The following is a 25,360-nucleotide window of genomic DNA, read 5'->3' as shown; positions in this document are numbered from 1 at the left end:
CACCGCTTATGGTGCCCTGACGGCTCGTGGGAAAAGCTGACCACACACAACACTCGCGCACAGCCTGATGTGCGACCAAGAACAGTCGACCGCCGACAAGGTGAAGCCGTGGATCGAGGAGAAAAGCTGTGAGCACCGAGAACGAGGGCACCCCGGTACCCCCGGCCCCGTCCGCACCTCCTGTGCCGGTGGAAACTCCCGCTGCCTCCGCACCGGCCCCGGCGCACGAGCCGAGCGCGGCACCGGCGGAGCCCACCGCCCCGGCGACCCCGGCCGGAACCACCGCCGACAACGAGCCGACGACCCAGCTCCCGCCGGCCCCGCCGACGGCCCCGCAGCCGGACGCCACGGCGGTGCAGCCGCGGGTGCCGCAGGCGGAGCCGCCGACGGCTCAGCAGCCGGTGGCTCAGCAGCCGCCGGTTCACCAGCCGCATCCGGAGCTGGTGTCCGCCGGGGCGCCCGGATACGCGGCGGCTCCGGGCCAGGGGCAGGGGCAGACATACGGCGGTGGCTATGGACAGGCGCCCGGTGCGGCCGGGTCCTCCGCGCCCGACGCCGCCTGGCCGCCCCCGGCGCCGCCCGCCGTCCCGTCGTACGCGGACAACGGCGTCGGCGCCGGCGCCGGCGGGGCGTACGCGGACGGCGGCGCGGCCGGGGGGGCCGGTGGCGCCGGCGGCTCCGGTGGCGGCGGCTGGGGCTCCTCCTGGCAGCAGACGCAGCAGCCCGCCCCCAAGCCGGCCGGCAACAAGCGCGGCGGTCTGATCGCCGCGATCCTGGTGGCCGCGCTGGTCGCGGGCGGGGTCGGCGGCGGCATCGGCTACACCCTGGCCGACCGCAACGACAACTCCTCGGGCTCCACGACCGTCTCCGCCTCCCAGAACGGCGGTGACGTCAAGCGCGCGGCCGGTACGGTCGCCGCCGTGGCCTCCTCGGCGCTGCCGAGCACGGTCACCATCGAGGCCTCCGGCAGCGACGGCGAGGGCGGCACGGGCACCGGCTTCGTGTTCGACAAGGAAGGCCACATCGTCACCAACAACCACGTGGTGGCGGAGGCCGTCGACGGCGGCAAGGTGTCGGCGACCTTCCCGGACGGCAAGAAGTACGACGCCGAGGTCGTCGGGCACGCGCAGGGCTACGACGTGGCGGTCATCAAGCTGAAGAACGCCCCGTCGAACCTGCAGCCGCTGACCCTCGGCGACTCCGACAAGGTCGCGGTGGGCGACTCGACGATCGCGATCGGCGCGCCCTTCGGCCTCTCCAACACGGTCACGACGGGCATCATCAGCGCGAAGAACCGTCCGGTGGCCTCCAGCGACGGCTCCTCCGGCAGCAAGGCCTCGTACATGAGCGCCCTGCAGACCGACGCGTCGATCAACCCGGGCAACTCCGGCGGCCCGCTCCTCGACGCACGGGGCAACGTCATCGGCATCAACTCGGCGATCCAGTCGGCCAGCAGCGGCGGCAGCTTCGGCTCCGGCCAGGCGGGCTCCATCGGCCTCGGCTTCGCCATCCCGATCAACCAGGCCAAGAACGTGGCCCAGCAGCTGATCAAGACGGGCAAGCCGGTGTACCCGGTGATCGGCGCCTCGGTCTCCCTGGAGGAGGGCACGGGCGGGGCGAAGATCACGGACTCGGGTGAGGGCGGCGCGGACTCCATCACCGCGGGCGGCCCCGCCGACGAGGCCGGCCTCAAGCCCGGTGACGTCATCACCAAGCTCGACGACCACGTCATCGACAGCGGCCCCACCCTGATCGGCGAGATCTGGACCCACCTCCCCGGCGACAAGGTCACCCTCACGTTCACCCGCGACGGCAAGACCCGGACGGCCGACGTCACCCTCGGCGAACGCGAGGGCGACAGCTGACCCCGCTCACCCCACCCCGCCCACCCTCGCTGACCGGCTAGTCTTGTCCCCGCGCGACCACGAACGTGATCGCGCGGGGTGGGTTGCCCGAGCGGCCTAAGGGAACGGTCTTGAAAACCGTCGTGGCGCGAGTCACCGTGGGTTCAAATCCCACACCCACCGCATAGTTAAACGGCCCCTGACCAGGTAAGACGGTCAGGGGTCGTGGTGTTGGTGGGGTGGTTACGAGATGCGGGGTGGGGGTGGGGCGCGGATTCTGGTGGGGATGGTGTCGACGGCGGAAGGAGCCGTTATGTCCATGATGGACAAGCTCAAGCAGATGCTGAAGGGCCACGAGGAGCAGGCCGGGCAGGGTGTCGACAAGGCCGGTGACTATGTCGACGGGCGGACGCAGGGCAAGTACAGCGGTCAGGTCGACTCGGCGCAGGAACGGCTCAGGCAGCAGATGGGCTCGGAGCAGACCGGGCAGCCCGACGCCGGCCGCGAGGACCCGCCCCGGTAGGGATGCGGTGCGGTGCCCTGACGGCGCGGCCGGCGGGGCCGGTCAGTCCAAGTCGTCCCCGTCGGCCTCGGCCGACTCCCGCGCCGCGATGATCTCCGTCTCGTAGCGGTCGATGACCTGCTCCGCCGTGCGGCCCGTGACCTTCGCCACCTCGTCGATCGCGGCCACCGCCCAGTTCGCCAAGGAGAGGGCGAAGGCGATGAGTTGGTCGTCCCCGTAGGCGCGTTTGATCGTCAGGAGATACGCCAGGTTCAGATAGGGCACGAGATCGGGTTCCACGGTGGGGCCCGTGCTCGTCCGCATCAGTTCGATCGTGGTGTCGGTCGCCTCCGCGCGGAGCGGAAGCAAGCGGTCCCGTTCCACGTGGACCTCGGCGAGTAACTCCTGCCGCTGTTCCCTGTCCAACTCGTCCCTCCAGAGCGGTCGTTCCGCACGGTCCGTCGAACGCCGGCCGACGTCGGCCGGCGTTCGCCCACGGCGCGTCCGTTGCCGGGCCGCGGTCAGTTCAGTTCTTCCAACGACCGACGCCCGGAAACGCAGGCATCGGTCGTCCGTGCGACGGCTCAGGAGGGCGGGACTTCTGGGTTCCGGGCTCACCGCCCCGGTCCGCCGCCGCGCCCACGTCCCGACATCCGTGCCGCCGAGGCGATGGTCGAACGGGCCTCGCGTTCTGTGAGACCCGTGCGTACGGCGGCTTCGAGCAGCGCGTCGGTGAGGCCGGGGCCGAGGCCGTTCTCGTAGGCGCGGCAAGCGGCCCAGAAGAGGCGGGTGTTGCGCTGGCCCTCCTGGGCGGTCAGGACGAAGTGGATCAACCCGTGACCCTGGCCACCACCATGGTCATGGCTGTCGGGCGGGCCTCCGCCGGGCGCATCGGAGGCGTCGCTCGCGCGGGCCGGTGGCAGCAGCAGGCGGAGCAGGGCCGGTGGGCAGGGGGCCGGGGGCAGGTGGGCCGTACCGGGGGCCGTGCCGTAGACGCCGTGGTCGGTGCGGGAGCCGGGGCCGACGAGGTAGCCGCCGGCGCCGCGGATGTCGATGCCGGGGGCGAGACGGCTCGCGGAGTTGGGGACGACGACGTCGGGCGGGCCGGTGAGCCAGAGGTGGCGCCCACCGCTGGGGGTCAGCACGACGACCGTCTCAGGGATCGTGAACAGGTGGCGCAGGGCCAGTTCGCGCAGGGCGGCGGAGGAGTCCGTACCGGATTTCGTGTCGAGGTCGACGCCGATGAGGTGGTGGGGGCGGATGCCGCAGGCGATGCCGTAGCCGGTGGCCCAGGGGGCGGCGGCGAAGAGTTCGCGGACGCGGTGGGGGTCGGTGGAGGCGTCGTACACGCCGTGGCCGAAGCGGCCGCATTCGCCATGGCAGAGGCGGTCGTCGGCCGGGGGCGGGTCGTTGCGGTGGGGGGAGCGAAGGGCCGGGAGTTTCGCGCGGGACAGGGGGATCACCGCCAGTCCGCGCTCGGCGGCGGAGAGGGCGTGCGCCAGGGCCAGGGTGCCGGCCTGCCGGTCGATGGTGGCCATACCTCCATGTTCGTACGTGTGTTCGATAAAGGGAAGAGAGTTCGGGGTGCGCTTTCGGCCGTCGAGGGCCTGTCCGCGGGTTGGCCGGAAAGGTGCCGGAACGCTTCGCCCCTTGTCCCACTTGATCTTGCTGTCATGTGTGAGTCTCATCCGGGCTGAGCTGGGAGTTCCTTGATCCAAGGGGGTTTATCGACTTGTCATCACGCTTCAGGGGGAATGAGGCCTTCCGGGGTGGTTCGCCGGGGATTCGGTGGGCAACTCTTGATTCGCGACGTCGAAGACCCGCACCGAGGCGGCCGGCCAACTGCCCCGGGGCAACCCGTACTTGTGTGAAAGTCCCTGGAGGAAATGCACATGGCAAGCATCCGTACCGCCCGCGTTCTCGCCGCCGTCTCGGCGCTCCCGATCGCCGCCGCCCTGTTCACCGGCGTGGCGACGGCCGACAACGGCTCGTTCGCGGACAACGGATCGAACGCCGGCGTGGCGAACATCGTCGGCAGCGGTGTCGGCCAGGACAACAACGGCAACTCGTCGACCTCGCAGCAGCAGGCGAACGGCTCGGGCGCCTCGAACCAGAACAACACCGCCCAGGTCAACGGCTCCGGCTACACGGCCATCGACCAGGAGAACGCCGTCGTCAACTTCACCAACCTCTGGTGAACCCGTCGGGGGCGGGTCGGTGGCCCGGGGTGCGTGGATGAGGTCGCCCCGGTCCTGACAAGGCCCGGCCCTCGCACGCAGGACGTGTGGGACGTGTTTGTGGGGTGTGACACGCCTGTGCGGCGGTGCTTCGGCACCGCCGCACAGGCGTGTTCGGCGACCTTGACAGTTCCGGCGACAGTTCCTTCAATCTGACGGACAGTCAGATTCGTCCGAGGGGGCTGCGGCACGATGGTCGAGGACCTGTCCGTACGGCTCAAGGCCTACGAGGGGCGCACGGCCGTCCTCGGCGGCCATGGCAAGGATCCCGTCAACTCGCCCATGATCAGGCACTGGTGCGAGGCCATGGGTGACACCAACCCCGCGTACACCGGGCCGGACGCCGTCGCCCCACCCACCATGCTTCAGGTGTGGACGATGGGCGGCCTGAGCGGGCACAAGACCCGCGCGCCGGCGTACGACGAACTTCTCGCGCTGCTCGACGGCGCCGGGTACACCTCCGTCGTCGCCACTGACTGCGAGCAGGAGTATCTGCGGGCGCTGCGGCCGGGGGACGAGATCACGTTCGACTCGGTCGTCGAGTCGGTGTCGGACCGGAAGGCCACCCGGCTGGGAACTGGGCACTTCGTCACGACCCGGACGGATGTGCGGGTGGGCGACGAACTCGTCGGCACCCATCGCTTCCGGATCCTCAAGTACGCGCCCGTTCACCAGCCAAGGACGCCGCAACCCAGGACGCCCCCGCCCCAGGAGCGTCCCCGCCGCCCCCGCCCCGTCGTCAATCGCGACAACTCCGGCTTCTGGGACGGCGTCTCGCGCCACCGGCTCCTCATCCAGCGCTGCGCCGGCTGCGCCGGCCTCCGCCTTCCCTGGCTGCCGGGCTGCAACGCGTGCGGGTCGCCCGAGTGGGACACGGTCGAGGCGTCCGGCGAGGGGACCGTGTACTCGTACGTCGTCATGCACCACCCGCCCTTCCCGGCCTTCGATCCGCCGTACGCGGTCGGGCTGATCGAGCTGGCGGAAGGGGTGCGCATCGTCAGCAATGTCATCGGGGTGCCGTACGACAAGGTGCGGATCGGGATGCCCGTACGGCTCGAATTCGCGCGCTGTGACGAGGAGTTGGAGCTTCCGCTCTTCCGGGTGACGGAGGACGGGGTGGGGAAGGGGGTGGCGTCGGAATGAGGGTCGAGGCCGGGCAGGTGCTGCCGTCGCTGGAGGTCGAGATCACCCGCACGCTCGTCGTCGCGGGGGCGATCGCCTCGCGTGACTACCAGGACGTACACCATGATCCGGAGCTGGCACGGCGGCGCGGGTCGCCGGACGTCTTCATGAACATCCTGACGACGAACGGGCTGGTCGGGCGGTATGTCACCGATCACTTCGGGCCCGCCGCCGTGCTCCGCAAGGTGGCGATCCGGCTCGGCGCGCCCAACTACCCGGGCGACACGATGGTGTTGACCGGCACCGTCGAGGCGGTCGAGGCGGTCGCATCGGTCGACGGGATCGAAGGCGGCGGTACGACCACGACCACGACCACGGCCACGGTCAAGGTCGTCGGCGAGAACGGCATCGGCAGACATGTCACCGGCACGGTGACCGTGACCCTGGGGGAGGCGCGGTGAGCGTACGGACCAGGGACCGGCTCGGCGGGCGGGCGGCGATCGCCGGGATCGGCGCGACCGAGTTCTCCAAGGACTCGGGGCGCAGCGAACTGCGGCTGGCCGTGGAGGCGGTACGGGCGGCGCTCGACGACGCGGGGCTGGCGCCGGCGGACGTGGACGGGATGGTGACGTTCACGATGGACACCAGCCCGGAGATCACGGTCGCGCAGGCGGCCGGCATCGGTGAGCTGTCCTTCTTCTCCCGCGTCCACTACGGCGGCGGTGCCGCGTGCGCGACCGTGCAGCAGGCGGCGCTGGCGGTCGCGACGGGCGTGGCGGAGGTCGTGGTCTGCTACCGCGCGTTCAACGAGCGCTCGGGGCGGCGGTTCGGCGCCGGCGTACGCCACCGGGAGCCGTCGGCGGAGGGCGTGGCGCTGGGCTGGACGCTGCCGTTCGGGCTGCTCACGCCCGCCTCCTGGGTGGCGATGGCGGCGCAGCGCTATCTGTACGCGTACGGGCTGACCCCCGAGGCGTTCGGTCACGTCGCCGTGGTCGACCGCAAGTACGCGGCGACGAACCCGGCGGCGTACTTCCACGGCCGCCCCCTCACCCTCGACGAGCACGCGGCCTCGCGCTGGATCGTCGAACCGCTGCGGCTGCTGGACTGCTGCCAGGAGACGGACGGCGGCCAGGCGCTCGTCGTGACCTCGGTGGAGCGCGCGCGGGATCTGCCGAGGCCGCCCGCCGTGGTCGTGGCCGCCGCCCAGGGCGCGGGCCGGGCGCAGCAGCAGATGACCGGCTTCTACGACAGTGATCTCACCGGGCTGCCGGAGATGGGCGTCGTCGCCCGCCAGCTCCGGCGCACCTCGGGGCTCGGCCCCGGCGACTTCGACGTGGGCATCCTCTACGACCACTTCACGCCGTTCGTGCTCATGCAGCTGGAGGAGTTCGGGTTCTGCGGGCCGGGTGAGGCGGCGGACTTCGTCGCGGCGGAACGGCTGCCGATCAACACCCACGGCGGGCAGCTCGGCGAGGCGTATCTGCACGGGATGAACGGCGTCGCGGAGGCGGTACGGCAGCTGCGGGGCACCTCCGTGAACCAGGTTCCCGGCGCCGAACGGGTGCTCGTCACCGCGGGGACGGGGGTGCCGACCTCGGGGTTGGTGCTGGGGACGGACGGGTGAGCGGTCAGGGTGTGGCGGCCGGGAGGGACTTCGGGCACCCTGGGGACCGGCGGGGCCGGGGTGATCGGTGCCGTACAACCCTGGCAGGTGTTTCTCAGGGGTACACCCTCAGTACCTGGGGGCTGTTCATCCACCTCCAGTAGGTGAGGTCCGCCCCACTCCTACAACCTGAGGGGGATTCGTCTTCGGGACCTGCGGCCGATCCGCCGGGCGGGGGCCGCTCCTAGCGTGGAGCCATGACCACACCCGTCTGCACCAGCGCTTCGAAGGCCGCTGCACCAGTGCCGCGGACCCTGACGACTCCGGCCCGTTCGCACTCGGCCCGCTCGCACTCCGCCCGGCCGACCCTGCCGGGCCGGACGGACCTGTCGTACCCGTCGTTCTCGGCGTACGTGAAGGCCCGGCAGCCGGTGCTGCTGCGGACCGCCCGGTCGCTGACCGCGAACCCGTGCGACGCCGAGGACCTGCTGCAGACGGCGCTGGCCAAGACGTATGTCGCCTGGGAGCGGATCGAGGACCACCGGGCCCTCGACGGCTATGTGCGCCGGGCGCTGCTGAACACGCGGACCTCCCAGTGGCGCAAGCGCAAGGTGGACGAGTTCGCCTGCGACGAGCTGCCGGAGCCCGAGGGCGTCCAGGCCGCCGACCCGGCCGAGCAGCAGGTGCTGCACGACGCGATGTGGCGGGCGATCATGAAGCTGCCGGCGCGGCAGCGGGCGATGGTCGTCCTCAGGTACTACGAGGACCTCAGCGAGGTGCAGACGGCCGAGGTGCTCGGTGTCTCGGTGGGCACGGTGAAGTCGGCGGTGTCCCGCGCGCTGGGCAAGCTGCGCGAGGACCCCGAGCTGGAACCCGTGCGGTAGTCCGTTCGTTGCCTGGCCGAGAGGCTTTCGGTACCTGTTTCGCGGGAGGCTCGCTCTGATCGATCATTCTGTCCCCTAGTGACATACCGATCGGTATGTGAGCAGAATCAGCGCAACCGTTACCACCGCGTAGGCAGAGCCGCCCCGGGAGGACGCCGTGCTGAGCACCATGCAGGACGTACCGCTGTTGATCTCCAGGATCCTGACCCATGGGTCGAGCATCCACGGGACGTCGCAGGTGATCACCTGGACCGGCGAGGGCGAGCCCGAACGCCGCTCCTACGCCGAGATCGGAGCCCGTGCCGCGCAGCTGGCCCACGCCTTGCGCGAGGACCTCGGCGTCGACGGCGACGAGCGGATCGCCACGCTCATGTGGAACAACTCGGAGCACGTGGAGGCGTACTTCGCGATCCCCTCCATGGGGGCCGTCCTCCACACCCTCAACCTGCGGCTGCCCCCCGAGCAGCTCGCCTGGATCGTCAACCATGCCGCCGACCGCGTGATCATCGCCAACGGTTCGCTGCTGCCCCTCCTCGCGCCGCTCCTCCCGCACCTCAAGCCGGTGGAGCACGTCGTCGTCGCGGGGCCCGGCGACCGGTCGCTGCTCGCCGGCGCGAGCGTCCAGGTGCACGAGTACGAGGACCTGATCGCCGGCAAGTCGACCACGTACGACTGGCCCGAGCTGGACGAGCGCTCCGCCGCGGCCATGTGCTACACCTCCGGCACCACCGGCGACCCCAAGGGCGTCGTCTACTCCCACCGCTCGATCTATCTGCACTCCATGCAGGTCAACATGGCCCAGTCCATGGGCCTGACGGACGCCGACCTCTCGCTCGTCGTCGTCCCGCAGTTCCACGTCAACGCCTGGGGCCTGCCGCACGCGACCTTCATGACCGGCGTCAACATGCTGATGCCCGACCGGTTCCTGCAGCCCGGCCCGCTCGCCGAGATGATCGAGACGCTGAAGCCGTCGCACGCCGCCGCCGTGCCCACCATCTGGCAGGGGCTGCTCGCGGAGCTGTCCGCCCGCCCGCGCGAGGTCGACTCGCTCACCCAGGTCACCATCGGCGGCTCGGCCTGCCCGCCGGCCCTGATGCAGGCCTTCGACAAGCTCGGGATGCGCGTCTGCCACGCCTGGGGCATGACGGAGACCTCCCCGCTCGGCACGATCGCCCGGCCGCCCGCCCATGTCGAGGAGGGCTCCGAGGAGGAGCTGGCCTACCGCCTCACCCAGGGCCGCTTCCCCGCCTCCGTCGAGGCCCGTCTCACCGGCCCCGGCGGCGAGCGCATCCCCTGGGACGGCGAGTCCGCCGGTGAGCTGGAGGTCCGCGGACCCTGGATCGCGGGCGCGTACTTCGGCGGGCAGGGCGCCGAACCCGTACGCCCCGACGACAAGTTCAGCGAGGACGGCTGGCTGAAGACGGGTGACGTCGGCACGATCAGTCCCGACGGCTTCCTCACCCTCACCGACCGCGCCAAGGACGTCATCAAGTCCGGCGGCGAGTGGATCTCCTCGGTCGAGCTGGAGAACGCCCTCATGGCCCACCCGGATGTCGCCGAGGCCGCCGTCGTCGCCGTACCGGACGAGAAGTGGGGCGAACGTCCCCTCGCCACGGTCGTGTTGAAGGAGGGCTCCACCGCCGACTTCACCGCCCTCCGCTCCTTCCTCGCCGAAGACGGCCACATCGCCAAGTGGCAGCTCCCCGAGCGCTGGACGATCATCGAGTCGGTGCCGAAGACGAGCGTGGGCAAGTTCGACAAGAAGGTGCTGCGTCGGCAGTACGCGGACGGTTCGCTGGACGTGACGCAGATCTAGGGCGCGTCCGTACGCAGTTGGGGCGATGTTTCACGTGAAACATCGCCCCAACTGCTGCTGTCTGTGGGCTCAGTTCGTGCCGACTCGTGCCAGCAGGTCCACGATCCGGGTCTGGACGTCGGGGCTCGTCGAGCGTTCCGCGAGGAAGAGGACCGTCTCCCCCGAGGCCAGGCGCGGGAGTTCGGACGGGTCGACGGCGGCGGTGTAGACGACGAGCGGGGTGCGGTTCAGCTGGCCGTTCGTGCGCAGCCAGTCGATGATTCCGGCCTGGCGGCGGTGCACCTGGAGCAGATCCATCACCACGAGGTTCGGCCGCATCTGCGCCGCCAGCGTCACGGCGTCCGCGTCCGACGCGGCCCGCGCGACCTGCATGCCACGCCGTTCCAGCGTCGCGGTCAGGGCGAGCGCGATCTCCGCGTGCTCCTCGATGAGCAGGACACGCGGCGGGTGCTGCTCGGAGTCGCGCGGCGCGAGCGCCTTCAACAGGATCGCCGGATCGGCGCCGTACGCCGCCTCGCGTGTCGCCTGGCCGAGCCCCGCCGTCACGAGGACGGGGACCTCGGCGGCCACGGCGGCCTGGCGCAGCGACTGGAGCGCGGTGCGGGTGATGGGACCGGTCAGCGGGTCGACGAACAGGGCGGCCGGGTAGGCGGCGATCTGGGCGTCCACGTCCTCGCGGGAGTTCACGATGACGGGCCGGTAGCCGCGCTCGCTCAGCGCCTGGTGGGTCGTCACGTCCGGCGCGGGCCACACCAGCAGCCGACGCGGGTTGTCCAGCGGCTCCGGCGGCAACTCGTCGTCCATCGGCTGCGGATGCGGCCGGTCGGGGACCTCCACCGCGCCACCGGGACCGTCGAGCGGCTCCGGACCTTCGTCCGCGTTCTCGTCGGGCGCCCCTATGGCGTACGACCGCCCGGCCCCCTCCGTACGGCCGGCCAGCCGGGACTGCCCCGCGAGGGACGGCTGCGGCGGGAGCGGGACCTGCCCGGCGAGCGAGGGCTGCGCCGGCAGCGGGGTCTGGCCCGTCGGCGACGGCGCCTGCGTGGCTGCCTGCTGGGGCTGGGCCGCCTGGGCCGCCTGGGCCGCCTGGGCCGCCTGGGCCGCCTGGGCGGGGGGCGGGGTCTGGCCGGTGGCGAGACGGAGGCCGGAGCCGTTGGTCAACGTGGACTGCGGGTGGGGGCGCGCGGCCGACTCGGGGCGGTCCCCGGTCGGCTGGGGCGGTGTCCCGAGCTTGCGGCGCCTGCCGGAGCCGCCGGGCTGGTTCGGCGCGGGCGTGGCGCCGGTCTGGGGCTGGGCCTGGGCACCCGCTTGGACCTGTGCCTGTGCCTGTGCCTGGGCTTGGGCTTGCGGGCTTCCCTGGCGGGAGAAGGGGACGCCCTGGCCGAGGGTGCGGACGCTGATCGCCCGTCCGTGGGTCGAGTTGGGGTCGACGGGGGCGGCGGGCGTGGCCTGTGCCTGTGCTTTCGGTGCGGCCTGCGCCTGCGCCTGCGCCTGCGCCTGCGCCTGTGCTTGAGCCTGCGCCGGGGCCGCGGCTTCGGCGGGCAACGGCTGCGCGGCACGCGGCTGCTGCTGTACGGCGACCTCCGGCGGCAGCGGAGTGCCCGAGGAGGGCGTGGACTGCGGCGGCAACGGGGCCTGCGGAGCGGTTACGGGGATGCCCGCGCCGGAGGTCTCATGGCGGGGGTCGGGCCAGGACTGGGGCTGCGGCTGGGGCGCCCCGGGGGTCTCGGCCTGAGCGGGAGCGGACTGGGCGGGGGTGGGCTGCTGGGCACCGGGCACGCCTGGGGCGGACACGGGGCGAGCGGCGCCCTGGGGCTGCTGGGCGCCCTGTCCGCCCTGCCTGGCCTGCACCCCTTGCGCGGCGTGCACCCCTTGTGCGGCGTGCACCCCTTGTGCGGCGTGAACTCCCGGTACTACCGGTGCTCCTGGTACGCCCGGTGCTCCCGGTACGACGACGGAATGGCCGAGAGGACCGCCCTGCGGAGGTACCTGCTGCTGGCCACCGGGGACACCCTGCGGCGGGACGGCGCCCTGAGCGGCGACGGCCTGTCCGGGCTGGCCGGTCTGTCCCGGCTGTCCGACGGCGGGTTGTCCGGGAGCCGCCTGCCCGGGGAGGGCCTGGACGGCGGCTGCCTGGGCGGCGGCGATCCCGGCCGGGACGCCGACTGCTGGGGCGGGCTGTCCGGGAGCGGCGCCCATGGCCTGAGCGGCCACCGGCTGCGGACCGCCCGGCACACCTTGGACACCCTGGGCAGCCACGGGCTGCGCGGCCGCCATCGCGGCGCCCTGCGCGGGCACCGGCTGCCCCGGCCCGCCCTGCGGGGGGACCCCCTGAACAGGACCGCCCTGGGCCGGCATCCCCTGCGCGGGCGCCATCGTGACGACGCCGTCGCCCTGCTGCGGAGCGGGCTGTCGCACCGCCCGGCGGCGGCCCGTCGGGGTGGGCACCGGGTGCGGCTGGGGCGGGGTGTGGTCGTCGCCCGGGTGGTGCGCCGCGGCGTCATGACGACCGTCGTCGACACCACCGGCCGGGGCGCCCGACACCTGGCCCGGGGCGGCGACTTGGCCCACACCGGGAGCCTGCCCGGCACCGGCGGCCTGACCTGGGACACCCGGGCCCATGCCCGGCCCCTGGCCCGCACCGGCGGCACCCGGGCCGCCCTCACCGTCGTACCCCTCCCCGCCCGGTACGGGACCGGCGGGTGCGGTGGTTCCGGCGGGCAGCGGCATCGGCATGGGCGCGCCGGGCGTACCCGGGCCCGCGGGCAGCGGAACCGGACCGAGCGCGGCGGCCTGGGCGTACTCGGGGCCCCGGTCGGCCTCGGCCGGCGGCAGGGCGAAGACGGCTCGCGCACCCGGCTCGGGCGCGGCGGGGCGCTCCTCCGCGGCGGCGAGGGCACGACGACGGCGCCCGGTGGGCTGCTGTGCACCGGCCCCCTCGCCGGAACCGGAACCGGAACCGGAACCGGCGTCGGTGGCGGTGGTGGCGGTCGCGTCGGTGACCGGGCTGGGCCCGGCGGGCAGCGCCGGCGGCAGGGCGTTCTGTGCGGCGGGCTCCCGGCGCGCGCGCCGTCCACTGGGCGCGGGCACCCCCTGCGGCGGCACCGTCCCGCCCAGCCCGCTGGCGGTCGCGGCGGCACCCGCGGCGTGTTCCGCGGCCATGACGACCGCGCCCTCGGCGGCCACGGGCCCCCCGGCACCCTCGGCCGAGGCGACCTGCCCACGGCGCCGCCCGGTACCCCCGGCGCCCTCGGCCTCGCCGCCCGGCGCGGGTACGGGACCCTCACCGGCACCGACGGGCTGAACCCCGTTCACCCCGTTCGCGGCGACCCCGGCGTCCTCCGCCCTGCGCCGGCGCCGTCCGGTCGGGGCGGCGGCCTCGACCTCGTGGGCCTCGGGTGCGTCCTCGCTCTCCAGGAACGCGTCCACCGACGACCGCCGGGCCCGGCGCCGCCCGCCACCGGCGGGGGCCTGCTCGGGCAGGGCGACCTCGGCACCGGTGGCCACGGCCCCGGAGCCGGCCTCGGCGACCACGGCGGGAGGCAGTGCCTGCGCGGGCACGGCACCGGCACCGCCGCCGAGCGGCACCTCCAGCACATACGCGCTGCCGCTCATCCCCGGCACCTCGACCGTCTGGAGCACACCACCGTGGGCCCGCACGATCCCCTGGACGATCGGCTGATGCACCGGGTCTCCCCCGGCGTACGGCCCGCGCACCTCGATCCGGACGACCTCACCGCGCTGCGCGGCGGCCACGACGACGGTGTTGTCCATGTAGCCGCCGGCGGACATGGGCGCGTTGCCCGTCGCGTCGACACCGGCGACATCCGCGATGAGGTGGGCGAGCGCGGTCGCGAGCCGTACCTGGTCCACCTCGGCCTCGATGGGCGGCGCGTGCACGGCGAACTGCACCCGCCCCGGCCCGACCAGCTCCACGGCCCCGTCGACACCGGCCGCGACGACCGCGTCGAGCATGACGGCCGTACGGACGAGGCCGTCCTCGCCGGCGTCGATCCGCTGATAGCCGAGGACGTTGTCGATGAGGGTCGTGATCCGCGAGTACCCGGCGGTCAGATGGTGCAGCACCTGGTTGGCCTCGGGCCACAGCTGTCCGGCGTCGTCGGCGGCGAGTGTGCCCAGTTCGCTGCGGAGCTGGTCGAGGGGGCCGCGCAGCGAGGTGCCCAGCACGGCGAGCAGCTGCTCGTGCCGCGCGGCCAGCGCCTCGTACCGGTCCTTCTCCCGCTCGCCGAGCGCCGCGTACCGCTCGTCCCCGGCGGCGAGTTCCTCGGCGTGCTGCTCGCTCAGCTCGGCCAGCTCGGCGGCGTGCTCCTCGCGCACCCCGGCGAGTTCCTCCGCGTGCTCCTTGGCGAGCCGCTCCAGCTCCTCCGCGTGCGTCTCGGCCTCGGCGTCCTTCTCCTCGGCGAGCTTGTCGTACGGCCGCCGGTCGGTGAACGTCATCACCGCGCCGACGAGCTGATCCCCGTCACGCACCGGTGCGGTCGTCAGATCGACCGACACCTTCTCGCCGTTCTTCGCCCACAACACCTGCCCGCGCACCCGGTGCTTGCGCCCGGACTTCAGGGTGTCCGCGAGCGGCGACTCGCCGTACGGGAAGGGGGCGCCGTCCTCGCGGGAGTGCAGCACGAGCGTGTGCAGCTCGCGTCCGCCGAGGTCACTGGCCCGGTAACCCAGTATTTGGGCGGCAGCCGGGTTGACGAGAACGATCCGCCCGTCCGTGTCCGTCCCGACCACGCCCTCGGACGCGGCCCGCAGGATCATCTCGGTCTGCCGTTGCGAACGCGCGAGTTCGGCCTCGGTGTCGACGGTGCCCGAAAGATCCCGTACGACCAGCATGAGCAGCTCGTCGTTGGTGTAGCCGTAACCGTCGTACGCCTGCTGGCCGTTCTCCAGATTCGCGCTTGTGACCTCGACCGGGAACTCGCTGCCGTCGGTCCGGCGGGCGGTCATCCGGGTCGGCTTGGTCCGCCCGGTCGGGTCCATGGTGTCGGGTCGCCGCATGGAACCCGGGATGAGCCGTGAGTCGAACTCCGGCAGCAGATCCAGCAGGCCGCGTCCGACCAACGCGGTCCCGGGGGCCTCGAAGGCCTCCAGCGCGATCGTGTTGGCGTTGACGACGGTCCCGTTGGCGTTGACCAGCACCAACGCATCGGGCAGCGCGTCCAGTATGGCTGCGAGGCGAGCAGCGCCTCGGGATGGCCTGCTGCTCACGAGACGCTTCCTCCCTGTTACCGCACCTTGCCGACCGCTGGGCCTTCGGCCATCTTGCCAACCGGCCCGCAACGTGTCACGCGAGGGAGTCTACGGGCAGAGGTTGCGCTCGCGACGCCGGATGAGAGGGAGGTCGCACACCGAACATACGGAGATGCCGTGACTGTACGAACGCGGATGCCGTGACCGTGTGTTTTGCCGGAGGACCGGGACGGCGGCACATATGTACGGGCCATGCACGACTGTCGAGGGGCGGGTCCACACCACCGCCCAGGTGGCTGATTCCTGTCTGTTCCTCTCCCCCTCTTCTCCTGCGCCTTCTTCTCCCTCCTCGCTCCTCCCTCCTCCTAGGCGTGGGGGGCCGGCAGTACGGGGACCATCGCGTCCCAGCGGGCGATCTCGCAGCCGTTGCCGCGGTCGAAGCGGGCGTCGACGCGGCGGCCGGCCCAGGTCCCGGTGACATGCGCGGTGGCTTGACCGCCGTACTGCATCGTGCACACGGTGCCGGGCCGGACCGGGGCGAACGGGTCCGTCCCCCAGGTGGTGCGCCGGTCGAGCCGACCGCAGGCGTCCCGCACGGCCGGGTGGGTGCCGCCCTCGGGGTGGCAGCGCAGTTCGAAGGTCCCGTCCGCGCCACCTCCGACTCCGCGCACGGTGACGGACAGCCGGTCGCCGGGGCCGGACGCGGGCATGGGGAGTGAGGCCCGCGACAGCGCATCGGCGGCGTACGCCTCCGGCGCAACCGGCGTGAGCGTGCCGGCGGCGGCCGCGGCGAGCGAGGCGGCGGCGCCGAGGAACAGCCGGCCGAGGGTGGAGGGGCGGCCGGGGAGCGCGGAGGGAGGGCTGGGCGGGGTGAACTGACTCATGACCTGACTAACGCCACGCGCGCCCCACGGTTGCGGCGCCGGCCCGCCCGGGCCCGTCGCACCCGCGACCTCCCCCCGAACCTCCCCCGAACCACTGCCGCACCGCTCCCGACGTGCCATACGGCTTTGCCCTGCGGCCTCTCCGCCTAGTACCGTGGGAGGCGATTGGTGACAGCCCACTCGGCTGTGTCATCATCTGCACGCACCACTCGCGCTCGCGCGGGAGGTTGTGCTGGAGGCGTCGCCTAGTCCGGTCTATGGCGCCGCACTGCTAATGCGGTTTGGGACTTCAATCCCATCGAGGGTTCAAATCCCTCCGCCTCCGCGCGTGATCACCGAAGCCCCGGTCCATCCGACCGGGGCTTCGTCGTTCCCACCCTCGCCCCGGTACCGCCCCAGAAGGGCGTTTTCCCAGGTCACAAGGGCTATGGCAAACGGATTTCACATGACGACGGCAGTCATGTAATGTTCTTCCTGTCGCCGCGAGCGGGCCGAAAGACCCAGGACCGGCAGAAAACAAAACAAGCACTCGTAGCTTAACGGATAGAGCATCTGACTACGGATCAGAAGGTTGCAGGTTCGAATCCTGCCGAGTGCACAGCAGACCAGAGGCCCTAAGGATCACTCCTTAGGGCCTCTGGCTTTTGCGTTGACGGCAGTGTTTGACGGCAACCGTCTCCAGCCGTGACTGGTGCGACCGTGAGTCGTCGGAGCACGCATCTTTTGTGGAGCAGTCGAGATCGTGCGGTCGGCCGGTGCGTGCCCGCCCGCCTCTGGCTCACATCACGGTCCCGACCGCGAGTCTGGATCATCGAGGGTCTGCGTAGGTGAGGGCCGCTGTCGCTTCGGATTCCCTTCGTCTCCGTTGGGCCACCCTCACTGTCAGTGGGCGCCGGTATCCTGGTGTCGAGCTCTCGTCTGAAACACAAGATGTTGTGGTGGGCTCCCCATTTCCCGGTACATGTTGGGGTGTCCTTGCTTGCTGACGGGTCGTCTGGGGTGCTTCACTTGATCCGCCAAACCAAAACAGGCCCCAGCCGGGGCCCAACTTGAGGTTGGGCGCGTGGATGGGGCCTGATGCGTTGGTCGCGCCTTCGGACCCTATCGCCGTCTCTTGGTTCCTCCAAGATGGCCGTCCTGCGCGTCCGATCTCGGAAACGGATGTTTCATGACAGGGCAACCCAACATTCGGGACGTGTCGAAGCGCGACGACGGCTGGGCAGTGACGAAGCCTGGGGCTGAACGAGCCAGCGCCGTTCTGCCGACTCAGGCTGAGGCGGCCGCGCGTGCCAAGGAGATCTTGGCCAACGACGGTGGCGGAGAACTACGCATCCGGGGCACGAACGGTCAGGTGCGAGAGCAGAACACCGTCCCGCCGGGCAGTGACCCGAAGAAGTCGAAGGGCTGATCGCGATGGACAAGTACGTGATCAATAAGGACTTCAGCGGGAAGCGCGAGGTCGAAGCCTCCGGGTTCAAGACCGTTGGCGACTTCATCGACTTCTACGCGGTCGACAGCGACGGTGACGTCGTCGTGACGCTCAGAATCCGGTCCGCTCGGGTCGAAACCATCGACCTGATCAGCGGCTGATCAGGTAGTCCGTTCTGAGACGGAGCCCCTACCAACGCGGCGGGGACTCCGTCTTAAGCGCCGGAATGTGCGGAGCCACAATGGGTTCCGGTCAGAGCCTCGACTGCGCCTCCGTCTATGCACCCGGCTTCGTGTCGTCGTCCTTCCGCAGGGCATCCCCCACTCGATCGAACGCCGAGCGCTGCGAGTCGAGCCGTACGAACGTGTAGATGTCCATGGTCACGCGGATCGAGCTGTGGCCGAGGACTTCCATGATCATGCGGGCGTCGGCGCCCTGTTCGTGGAGGAGAGACGCGCAGGTGTGGCGCAGGTCGTGAAAGCGGACCTTGCGGACGCCGGCGCGGAGGCTCAGCACCTCGAAGGAGCGGTTCAGGTTGCGCGGCTCGATGGGGGTTCCGTTCTTGGTGGTGAAGACGAGGCCGTGACCCGTCCCCTTCCAGTTGTGGCCCGCCGCCTTCCTGTCGGCGATCTGCTGGGCGTGCTGAGCCCGGAGCGCGGTTACACACTCGCCAGGGAGAGCCACGCGGCGGGCCGAGCGCTGTGTCTTGGGCGCGACGATCAGCAACTCGCCGCCGACCCGCTGTAGGGCCTGCCGCACGGTGAGGACGCCTTCGTGGAGATCCACGTCTGACCAGCGCAGCCCGAGCACCTCGCCGCGCCGCAGGCCGATACGGACCGCCATTTCGTACGCGGCCCATAGCCGGTTGTCTCGGGCCGCCGCAAGGAGCTGACGCCCCTCCCTCACCGAGAGCGGTTCGATCTCGCGCTTCGTTCCCATGCTCAGCTCCACGTTCCGGGCCACATTGCGGGGCAACTCGTCTTCGCGTACGGCGTGCTGGAGAGCGGCACGCATGATCACCAGCAGGAAGCGCACGGTCCGATCAGACGGGAGCTTCTTGCAGCACTTGCCGAGGGCGCAGCAGCGCCGCTTGTGCTCTGGCCGCTTCTTGTCCTTGCCCTGTGCGCAGCACTGGCAGGCGACCGCAGTCTTCGCGAGGAAGGCGCGGATGTCGCGAGCGGTAAGCCGGACCAGCTTCTTCCTGCCGAACTCCGGGGTGACGTAGTTGCGCACCAGCGACTCGTAGTTGACGTACGTGGTCTTGCGGACCTTGTTCTTGGCGATGTTCGTCAGCCAGTACGTCAGGTACTCGGCGATCGTCATTTTGCTGGTGGCGACCGGGAGACCGTTGAGAGAGTCGGCCTTGAGCTTGGTCAGCTTCTCGTGCGCCTCGTCCCAGGTCTTGCCGTAGACGCTGCGCCGCTTGTACGTGCCGTCCGTCGTCAGTACGTAGGCGCTGCCTTCCCAACGGCCGTCCTTGCGCTGGTAGATGGTGCCCTCGTTGTTGGCGTTCTTCTTCGGCGTGGCCATCAGGCGGCTTCCTGTTCGGTGCGGAGGGATACATAGGCGTCCAGTGCGGTTTCGCTGATGCGGCGGCAGCGGCCGATCTTGAAGGAGGCGAGTTCGCGGGAGCGGATCAGGTCGTGGACCTTCCAGCGGCTGATGCCGAGGCGCGTCGCGACCTGGTCCACGGTGAGTACGGCGGTCGTCATGCAGGCTCCAGCCCTTCGTGCTTGCGGCGTTGGGCCTGGTTGATGTCGTGGCGGGTCTGGTTGGCGAGGAGTTCTTCGCCGGGGCGGTAGCCCGAGGCGAGGTAGGCCCAGGAGGCTTCGGTGACGAGGACGGTGTCCGGGGTGGGCGCGGGGATGCCGGCGCGGGTGCGGGCTGCTTCGGCTTGGGCGAGGCGCCAGGCGCGGCGTACGTCGCGGAGGGCGCCGAGGGTGGTGGAGTAGGCGCGAGACTTGGTGGAGAAGTGGCCGCGGAAGCCGAGCATGTGGGCCCACTTGCAGAGCTTGAGGTCCGCGAATTCGGGCAGGCCACCGAGGTCCCAGGCGGTGCGGATCATTTGTCGAACGTGCTGGTGGACGGGCAGCTCCCGCAGGGGTTCGGCCTGGCGGGTGCCTTCGCAGTCGGGGCACAGGTCCCGAATACGGTCGCCGACGGTGCCGTGGCCGGAGCAGGTGCGGCAGACCAGGGAACGGTCGACGGTGCCGGAGTCCTCAGCGCTCTTGGTGGCGTACTTGGCGATGTATCCGGCCACGGCGGCGTCGGTGAGTTCGCCGTCGCCGAGCGCGGTGATCTTCTGTACGTCGAGCATCTGTCCCCAGCGGATCTCGTGGTCCCCGACGGTGTCGGAGGCGACGGTGAGCGCGGTGCGGGGGACTGCGGCGCGGATGGCGTGGGTGAGGTCGTCCACGGTGGCCCAGGACGGCGGAGAGCTGGTGTGGCCGTCGGGGCCGTCGAAGCGGATGACGGCGTGGAAGTGGACCAGGCCGCGCTTCTGGTACTCGGCGACCTTGGCGAAGGACACCCGCAAAACCTGCTTCATGTCCTTCTGCGTGATGCCGAAGTGGGCGGCCAGGGCGCGGCGGAGGTTGAGGGTGAAGCGGGCCCACAGGGCTCCGGCGTGGGCGTTCCACAGCACGGCGCCGGTGTAGTCGTAGGAGGCCGGGTGCAGTGGTGTGCCGAGTGCTGGGGCGTCGTCTGCGTGGTGCTCGCCGCAGCGGCAGGGCTGCGGCTTGCCGTCCTTGGTGGTGGGCCGGTTGTGGACGGGTCCGAACGAAGGGGCGGTGAGCGTGGCGAAGACGCGAGGGTGGGAGCGGACGGTTTCGGGGACGTTCTTGCCGCCGGAGAGTCCGGCGCGGATGAGGTGGTAGGTGTCGGCGGCGTAGACGCGGGAGCAGGTGGCGCAGCGGGAGGTGCGGCGGTTGCCGCAGGTGGTCAGCAGGCGTCCGGTGGGTTCGTCGCTGGTGGAGTATGAGCGGATCGTTTCGCCGGTGGCTGCGTCGCGGGTGTGGGTGTGGCCGACGAGGTTGACCGGGCGGGTGCAGCCGCGCAGGCGGGAGACCTGGTCGCGGGTGCGGTCGAAGTCGCCGAGGTTGGCCAGCTCGATCAGGTCCCGGGCAGCGGGGCTGATCACGTGCCGCAGGTCGAGGTCACGGGGCATCGGAAGGTGCGTCCTTTCCGCTGATGGAGGGTTTCGGGCAGCACTGAGGGCGGGGTTGGGTGCTGCCCGAGGGCGTGACGGGGCAGGCCCAGGGGGCCAGGGAGGAGGAGCGCCGGGAGGCCGGCGGGAGGTTCAGGCCGTCAGGGCCGCGTGTGCGGCGGCGGCCAGAGGCAGGCTTACGCCGAGGCGAGCCTTGAGCTGGGGTGCGGTGATCGGCTGGCCGTGTGCGGCGCGGTGGGCGTCGGCGATCTCGCGGGCGGCGTCGAGCAGGGCCGGGGCCACCTTGACCGGTGAATGCGGCGCAGAGACTGGAGAGAGGGCGGGGGCCAACGGGGCGGGAGCCAGGGGCATCGCCGGTTCGGGGGCAGGCGGCTCCGGGGCAGGAGCGGCTTCGGTCGGGTCGTTCTCCGGCACGGTTTCCCTGCTCGGCTCTGGAAGGGCTACGGGGGCCGGGTGTCCAGCCGGTACACCGGCTGGGGTGGCGACGGCGTGGAAGTGGCGCAGTAGCGCCGGGCCGACAGCGCCCCAGCCGAGTAGGAGCAGCGGGGCGACCGCGTCGACGCAGGCGCGGCCGTAGTGCCCGGCGATGATGGGTTCGGCGATGTTGAGGGCGAGAGTGAAGAAGCCGGAGGTGTGCATCAGCCGGGTCGCGCCCTTGAGGGCGTCGGCGGGGACGCCGCGCAGGGACAGGTAGCGCAGGGCGACCAGGAGACCGAGGACGGACAGGTCGACCATGGGGGCGATCAGCGGTGCGATCGGGTTGGGGACGCCCAGGCGCAGGGCGAGGTTCCAGACGTTGCCGAAGGAGAACACGAACGCCAGCAGGGCGATGACTGCCATGACCACGGTGATCGTGCGCTGAGTGATCCGGTCTTCTGACATGAGGGGTTTCACCTCCTTCCAGGACGAGTTGAGGGCACGAGCAGGGGGTCAGTCGCGGTCGAGGCCGGCCCGGTGGGCGGCGTTCGGCCCGAGGTAGGTCTCCAGAACCCGGCGTTCGCTGGCATTGGCGACGCGGTAAGCGGCGATACCGATCCGACCAGCCATGTCAAAGTCCTGGGCGGTGATTGCCCTGCGCATGTGCCGGATGTAGATCCTCATGACGCGGCGCATGTCAGGCCGCCTTTGCCGGGGGCTCGGGGTCGGGCTTGGTGAGGTCCACCACCGGGCGGCCGGTCAGGCTCTCCAGCAGCCGGGCCGGGTGCTGCGTCAGGTGGGCGGTCTGCTCGGCGATGCGGACGGCGTCTTCGTCGGCGACGTAGGGGGTACGGATGCGTACGAAGCCGGGGCGCCCGTGCTGGGACATGACCGCGACACCGACGTAGGCGGGGTCCTGAAGGTTGACCGGGCTGGCGTCGGGCCACTCGCGGATGTCGTCGCCGAGCGCGGCCACGGCGGCATCCGCGGTCTTCTGCGCGAAGGACAGCCCGACCGGGCACACGTCCCGGATGAAGGTCGGGATGGCGTCCCCGGTGGTCTTCTGCGTGGTCAGTACGGTCAGGAAGCCGACCGAACGGCCCTTCTTCACCAGGTCCTCCGTCAAGCGGGCGTTGTCCGCTGCGAACGCGGCGAGCTTCCTGGTGGCCGGGTCGGAGCCCTTGTGGTCGCGGAAGTAGGTGTGGGCTTCGTCGATGACGATGACGATCAGTGGCCAGTCGGCGGACGGGCCGACGTGCCACATGTTCTTCACGCCCAGGACGCTGCGGATGGAGGCGGAGCGGGCGCGGCGCAGCTGCACCAGTTCCTTCAACAGCTTGTTCGCCTGCTCCAGGTCGTCGCCGCAGAACGCGAACGCCCGCTGGACGAGGTCGGCGTAGTCGCCCTCATAGGCGTGGTAAACCTTGCCGTCGAAGAAGACGAACTGCACGGCCGGCGAGGGTGCCCAGTCGCACACCAGCCGGTTCACGCACGAGGTCTTCCCGAAGCCCGGCAGGCCGCCGACAGCCATGCCGGGTACTTCCCTGAGGGGTACGACGACGGGCATGCCGAACTCGTCGACCCCCAGGTCCCATTTCGCGTGCTCCTCCGGAGGGCGGCCGGTGGGCACGTGCACGGTCGGCACGATCAGTGGGTCCACCCGCACCCCGCGCAGCAGGACCTGTCCGGGCCTGTCCCCGGGTAGTGCGGACACCCGCGTCATGCGCCAGGCGTCCGCCAGGTAGGGGGCGGCCTTCTGGAACTCCGCCAGACCCACCTTCGGCAAGCAGTTGGCCCACGCCATCACTCCGAAGGCGTCCGGCGTGACCTTGAGGGCCGGAACCAGGACCCGGGGCGTGGGCGGCGTGCCGTCCGTGTTCGCGAGCGAGGCCAGGGGGGTGGGCATCTTGTCCGTGACCGACAGTCCGCACATCTGGGCGAGCCGCTTCCAGCCCCAGCGAATCCGTATCGCCTGTCGGATACTGATCCGCTCCATCGGCGACGCCCGCAGGTAGCGGACGACCCAGATCACGGCCCACAGGGCGATCAGTCCGAGTCCCAGCCACGTTGCCCCGCGGAGCCAACCAGCCGCTTCGTTGAGTTCGTTCACCAGTCTTCCTTCGTGTCGTTCAGGAAACGCGCGGCACCGGACGCGCGGAGGAGCACAAGGGATGGGGGCGCATGCCCCGGAGGGGCAGCCGCTCCGTCGATGAAGATGGCGAACGGGCGGCTGCCATCTGGGGTTTCACCCCAGCCATGCGGGGAGCGGCGTCACGCCGCAGCGGACTCGGGCGCGGCCACGTCCTGCTGCACGTGACCGTCGACGAGTTCCAGCGCAGAGCAGCGGTAGGCCACGCCTTCCTGAAGCTGATCGTTGAAGATCCGCGCCCACGGGCTCGCGAAGAGGTCCACAGGGCGGACGAACCGGCCCGGGTGCAGGCCGTTGGGCAGACCGGTGTGCGGGACGGTCACCTTGATCGCCTCGGCGCGCTCGCCCTCCATCACGAAAAGAGTCAGGGTGCACAGCGGCGCACCGGTCTCGAAGTCCACCGCGCGGACGCCGTTCTCCTGGTCCTTCCACTTCGGCACCGTCGGTGTGCCGACCATGACGTTCGTGGAGTCCAGCACGTGCACACGGATAACGGTCCTGGCCATGACAGTGAGGCCCTTTCTGCAGGGGTGACCGGTGGTCTCCGGCCAGGACCAGATACAACCACATGTTTCAGTTGGCTGCAACGCTAGGCAACTGAAACGCCGAGAGTGGGAGTTTGCTGGTACTCCCGCGTGATCTAGCTGGGTGGCCGTATCCTGCGGCCATGACACTGCCCCTCGATCGGGACCACCGGCCCCCCTATGTGCAGGTCGCCGAGTACCTGCGACGCCAGATTCAGACCGGCGTCCTGAAGCCCGGTGACCAGATCCCCCCGTCGCGGGAACTGCAGGAGAAGTTCGGCATCGCCAGCGCCACCGTGCAGAACGCGTTCCGCATGCTCAAGAACGAGGGACTCATCTACGGCGTCCAGGGCAGGGGCAGTTTCGTGCGCCGGCCCGAAGGCGAACCCGAGCAGGTTCAGGGCGAACAGGCCGAAGAGGGTGCACCCGAGAGCACGCCCCCCAAGCCAACGCCTTCCGAGACTCGCTACTTCAACCTCGCCATGGAGGTGGAGGAGCTGAAACATGAACTGGCAGGGCTGAAGCAGGACATGGCCAAGATGGTCACTCTGATGCAGAAGATGGCAGACCGCATCGACGAGCAAGAGAGTTGAGTTCCTGCGCCGCCCGCCGCATCAGCTCCGCGAACTCGGCTATCTCGATGGATAGTTGCTCCACGTCCGCTTCCAGCGCTGCGATCTCCCGCTCGTCCACCGTTTCCCCGTCCGTCGCTGTGCCGTTCATCCGTGTCGCCTCGTGAAACCCCTTGGTGGCCCGTTCTGGCGAAGCACGCGTGCACCATTCGGCCGCTCGTCCGGGAAGCCTGCTGAAACCGGTCCTCCTGCCGCAACCCACGTGCCCGCCGGGCGGGAGCGGGCAGGAAAATCCCTCGTGACCTTCCGTCGTGCGGGCGGCGCAGTCGCGGGATCGCACCGCCTGACGGGAAGCAATCGGCTGCTGTGACCGGCACAGAGCACGCCAGTCATCTCCCACTCGCTCCACCTCCGTTGCCCTGGGCCGTAGCCCTCCGGAAATTCCCAGAGGATCCGGACTCTCACTGGCTACAGGTGCCGAAAGGGCTGAGCGTGTGACGGTCAGATGTGTGGCTTGAGTCACATCTACCGCCTTCGGTGGGCATAGGCTCCACGCTCTCCGGCGTGAATCGCGTGCGATCAGCAGAAGATGATGATCCGTCAGATAGCGCACCCCGCTCCTCCTTTCCGACGGCCCGCGCCCGGCTGGCATGCCTGTGGATAACTTCAGCAGGGACATCAGACATGGCGGGATCTGTGGATAGAGAACGGCGATCCGGCGAACAGAACGGATTGAAACGGCAATAGTGCGGATGAGATATGCCGAACGCGTCGAAACAGCCCGCCACCTAGTGGCCGAAGCGACCGAAGGGGCGAGCTGTCCAAAGTTTCTTTACTGGATCAAGGCGGCCCGCTGGCGCGGGCCGCGGGGGGGGGGGGGACCAGGAGACGCTGGCTCCCCGTTTCCGCCAACCCCCGGAAAAGGACCACCCCCCCCCGCCCCAGACCCAAGAAAAACCCCCCAGAACCACACAAAAACCCCTCCCCCCCCCCCCAACGC

At 70.7% G+C, this 25,360-nt stretch carries 22 protein-coding genes and 3 tRNA genes; 14 read left to right on the top strand and 11 right to left on the bottom strand.

The features are described 5' to 3' along the window. Nucleotides 1–128: 128 nt before the first annotated feature. The 3 genes from ACZ7MG_RS10630 to ACZ7MG_RS10620 all read left to right on the top strand — a co-directional run bounded on the left by ACZ7MG_RS10630 (nucleotide 129) and on the right by ACZ7MG_RS10620 (nucleotide 2,367). On the top strand, nucleotides 129–1,865 hold the full coding sequence (locus ACZ7MG_RS10630; protein WP_471382629.1) for a S1C family serine protease: 1,737 nt from the start codon (nucleotides 129–131) through the stop codon (nucleotides 1,863–1,865). A 77-nt stretch (nucleotides 1,866–1,942) separates the two neighbouring features. Beyond that, nucleotides 1,943–2,027 (top strand) — tRNA-Ser (locus ACZ7MG_RS10625). 130 nt (nucleotides 2,028–2,157) lie between these two features. Then, on the top strand, nucleotides 2,158–2,367 hold the full coding sequence (locus ACZ7MG_RS10620) for an antitoxin (RefSeq protein ID WP_471382631.1): 210 nt from the start codon (nucleotides 2,158–2,160) through the stop codon (nucleotides 2,365–2,367). 42 nt (nucleotides 2,368–2,409) lie between these two features. Here ACZ7MG_RS10620 and ACZ7MG_RS10615 read toward each other — a convergent pair whose 3' ends face one another. After that, entirely contained in the window at nucleotides 2,410–2,772 is a 363-nt protein-coding gene (locus ACZ7MG_RS10615; RefSeq protein WP_471382632.1) for a hypothetical protein, read from the bottom strand. A 188-nt stretch (nucleotides 2,773–2,960) separates the two neighbouring features. Continuing rightward, nucleotides 2,961–3,884, bottom strand: a complete 924-nt coding sequence (locus tag ACZ7MG_RS10610) for a bifunctional DNA primase/polymerase (protein WP_471382634.1) — start codon at nucleotides 3,882–3,884, stop codon at nucleotides 2,961–2,963. 354 nt (nucleotides 3,885–4,238) lie between these two features. Between ACZ7MG_RS10610 and ACZ7MG_RS10605 the strand changes: the two genes are divergently transcribed. The 6 genes from ACZ7MG_RS10605 (at nucleotide 4,239) to ACZ7MG_RS10580 (ending at nucleotide 10,008) form a co-directional block, all read left to right on the top strand. Next, nucleotides 4,239–4,544 (top strand): hypothetical protein, encoded by a 306-nt coding sequence (locus ACZ7MG_RS10605; protein WP_471382636.1) that lies wholly within the window; start codon nucleotides 4,239–4,241, stop codon nucleotides 4,542–4,544. Between the two features lie 231 nt (nucleotides 4,545–4,775). Further along, entirely contained in the window at nucleotides 4,776–5,726 is a 951-nt protein-coding gene (locus tag ACZ7MG_RS10600) for a bifunctional MaoC family dehydratase N-terminal/OB-fold nucleic acid binding domain-containing protein (RefSeq protein WP_471382637.1), read from the top strand. After that, nucleotides 5,723–6,166, top strand: coding sequence for a MaoC/PaaZ C-terminal domain-containing protein (locus ACZ7MG_RS10595; protein WP_471382639.1), 444 nt, complete (start codon nucleotides 5,723–5,725; stop codon nucleotides 6,164–6,166). Before ACZ7MG_RS10600 ends, ACZ7MG_RS10595 begins: the two co-directional genes overlap by 4 nt. After that, nucleotides 6,163–7,329 (top strand): lipid-transfer protein, encoded by a 1,167-nt coding sequence (locus ACZ7MG_RS10590; protein WP_471382641.1) that lies wholly within the window; start codon nucleotides 6,163–6,165, stop codon nucleotides 7,327–7,329. The genes ACZ7MG_RS10595 and ACZ7MG_RS10590 overlap by 4 nt, the downstream gene beginning before the upstream one ends. A 236-nt stretch (nucleotides 7,330–7,565) precedes the next feature. Further along, nucleotides 7,566–8,192 (top strand): SigE family RNA polymerase sigma factor, encoded by a 627-nt coding sequence (locus ACZ7MG_RS10585; protein WP_471382642.1) that lies wholly within the window; start codon nucleotides 7,566–7,568, stop codon nucleotides 8,190–8,192. Nucleotides 8,193–8,349: 157 nt separating this feature from the next. After that, nucleotides 8,350–10,008 (top strand): long-chain fatty acid--CoA ligase, encoded by a 1,659-nt coding sequence (locus ACZ7MG_RS10580; protein WP_471382644.1) that lies wholly within the window; start codon nucleotides 8,350–8,352, stop codon nucleotides 10,006–10,008. 69 nt (nucleotides 10,009–10,077) lie between these two features. Here the strand turns inward: ACZ7MG_RS10580 and ACZ7MG_RS10575 are convergent, their stop codons facing one another. Both ACZ7MG_RS10575 and ACZ7MG_RS10570 read right to left on the bottom strand, forming a co-directional pair. After that, on the bottom strand, nucleotides 10,078–15,237 hold the full coding sequence (locus ACZ7MG_RS10575) for a PAS domain-containing protein (RefSeq protein WP_471382646.1): 5,160 nt from the start codon (nucleotides 15,235–15,237) through the stop codon (nucleotides 10,078–10,080). A 347-nt stretch (nucleotides 15,238–15,584) separates the two neighbouring features. Further along, nucleotides 15,585–16,103 (bottom strand): SSI family serine proteinase inhibitor, encoded by a 519-nt coding sequence (locus tag ACZ7MG_RS10570; RefSeq protein ID WP_471382647.1) that lies wholly within the window; start codon nucleotides 16,101–16,103, stop codon nucleotides 15,585–15,587. Between the two features lie 234 nt (nucleotides 16,104–16,337). On the opposite strand from ACZ7MG_RS10570, the gene ACZ7MG_RS10565 reads away from it, so the two are divergent. The 4 genes from ACZ7MG_RS10565 to ACZ7MG_RS10550 all read left to right on the top strand — a co-directional run bounded on the left by ACZ7MG_RS10565 (nucleotide 16,338) and on the right by ACZ7MG_RS10550 (nucleotide 17,693). Beyond that, nucleotides 16,338–16,428 (top strand) — tRNA-Ser (locus tag ACZ7MG_RS10565). Nucleotides 16,429–16,628: 200 nt separating this feature from the next. Further along, nucleotides 16,629–16,701, top strand: a tRNA-Arg gene (locus tag ACZ7MG_RS10560). Nucleotides 16,702–17,298: 597 nt separating this feature from the next. Further along, nucleotides 17,299–17,511 (top strand): DUF2188 domain-containing protein, encoded by a 213-nt coding sequence (locus ACZ7MG_RS10555; protein ID WP_401306054.1) that lies wholly within the window; start codon nucleotides 17,299–17,301, stop codon nucleotides 17,509–17,511. 5 nt (nucleotides 17,512–17,516) lie between these two features. Further along, nucleotides 17,517–17,693 carry a hypothetical protein gene (locus tag ACZ7MG_RS10550; RefSeq protein ID WP_401306052.1) on the top strand — a complete coding sequence of 59 codons (177 nt, stop codon included), beginning with the start codon at nucleotides 17,517–17,519 and terminating at the stop codon, nucleotides 17,691–17,693. Between the two features lie 115 nt (nucleotides 17,694–17,808). Here ACZ7MG_RS10550 and ACZ7MG_RS10545 read toward each other — a convergent pair whose 3' ends face one another. The 7 genes from ACZ7MG_RS10545 to ACZ7MG_RS10515 form a co-directional block, all read right to left on the bottom strand. Then, entirely contained in the window at nucleotides 17,809–19,062 is a 1,254-nt protein-coding gene (locus ACZ7MG_RS10545; RefSeq protein WP_471382648.1) for a site-specific integrase, read from the bottom strand. Then, complete coding sequence (locus tag ACZ7MG_RS10540; protein ID WP_249639482.1) at nucleotides 19,062–19,244, bottom strand: helix-turn-helix domain-containing protein; 183 nt, start codon at nucleotides 19,242–19,244, stop codon at nucleotides 19,062–19,064. Before ACZ7MG_RS10540 ends, ACZ7MG_RS10545 begins: the two co-directional genes overlap by 1 nt. Then, nucleotides 19,241–20,698, bottom strand: a complete 1,458-nt coding sequence (locus ACZ7MG_RS10535) for a replication initiator (RefSeq protein ID WP_471382650.1) — start codon at nucleotides 20,696–20,698, stop codon at nucleotides 19,241–19,243. Before ACZ7MG_RS10535 ends, ACZ7MG_RS10540 begins: the two co-directional genes overlap by 4 nt. Nucleotides 20,699–20,830: 132 nt before the next feature. After that, the gene (locus ACZ7MG_RS10530; protein ID WP_471382652.1) at nucleotides 20,831–21,580 is read right to left on the bottom strand and encodes a DUF2637 domain-containing protein; all 750 of its coding nucleotides are present in this window, start codon (nucleotides 21,578–21,580) and stop codon (nucleotides 20,831–20,833) included. Nucleotides 21,581–21,628: 48 nt separating this feature from the next. Then, nucleotides 21,629–21,799: a hypothetical protein gene (locus ACZ7MG_RS10525; protein WP_471382654.1), complete on the bottom strand. Its 171-nt coding sequence runs from the start codon at nucleotides 21,797–21,799 to the stop codon at nucleotides 21,629–21,631. A gap of 13 nt (nucleotides 21,800–21,812) precedes the next feature. Continuing rightward, the gene (locus ACZ7MG_RS10520; RefSeq protein WP_471382656.1) at nucleotides 21,813–23,225 is read right to left on the bottom strand and encodes an FtsK/SpoIIIE domain-containing protein; all 1,413 of its coding nucleotides are present in this window, start codon (nucleotides 23,223–23,225) and stop codon (nucleotides 21,813–21,815) included. 161 nt (nucleotides 23,226–23,386) lie between these two features. Beyond that, nucleotides 23,387–23,770, bottom strand: coding sequence for an SCO3933 family regulatory protein (locus tag ACZ7MG_RS10515; RefSeq protein WP_471382658.1), 384 nt, complete (start codon nucleotides 23,768–23,770; stop codon nucleotides 23,387–23,389). Nucleotides 23,771–23,931: 161 nt separating this feature from the next. Between ACZ7MG_RS10515 and ACZ7MG_RS10510 the strand changes: the two genes are divergently transcribed. Continuing rightward, entirely contained in the window at nucleotides 23,932–24,381 is a 450-nt protein-coding gene (locus ACZ7MG_RS10510; protein WP_471382660.1) for a GntR family transcriptional regulator, read from the top strand. Nucleotides 24,382–25,360: the final 979 nt, after the last annotated feature.

This window comes from Streptomyces sp. NPDC107538 (genome assembly GCF_055657445.1).
The sequence above is the reverse complement of the archived record's forward strand: the minus strand, read 5'-3'. Positions and strand labels throughout refer to the sequence as shown.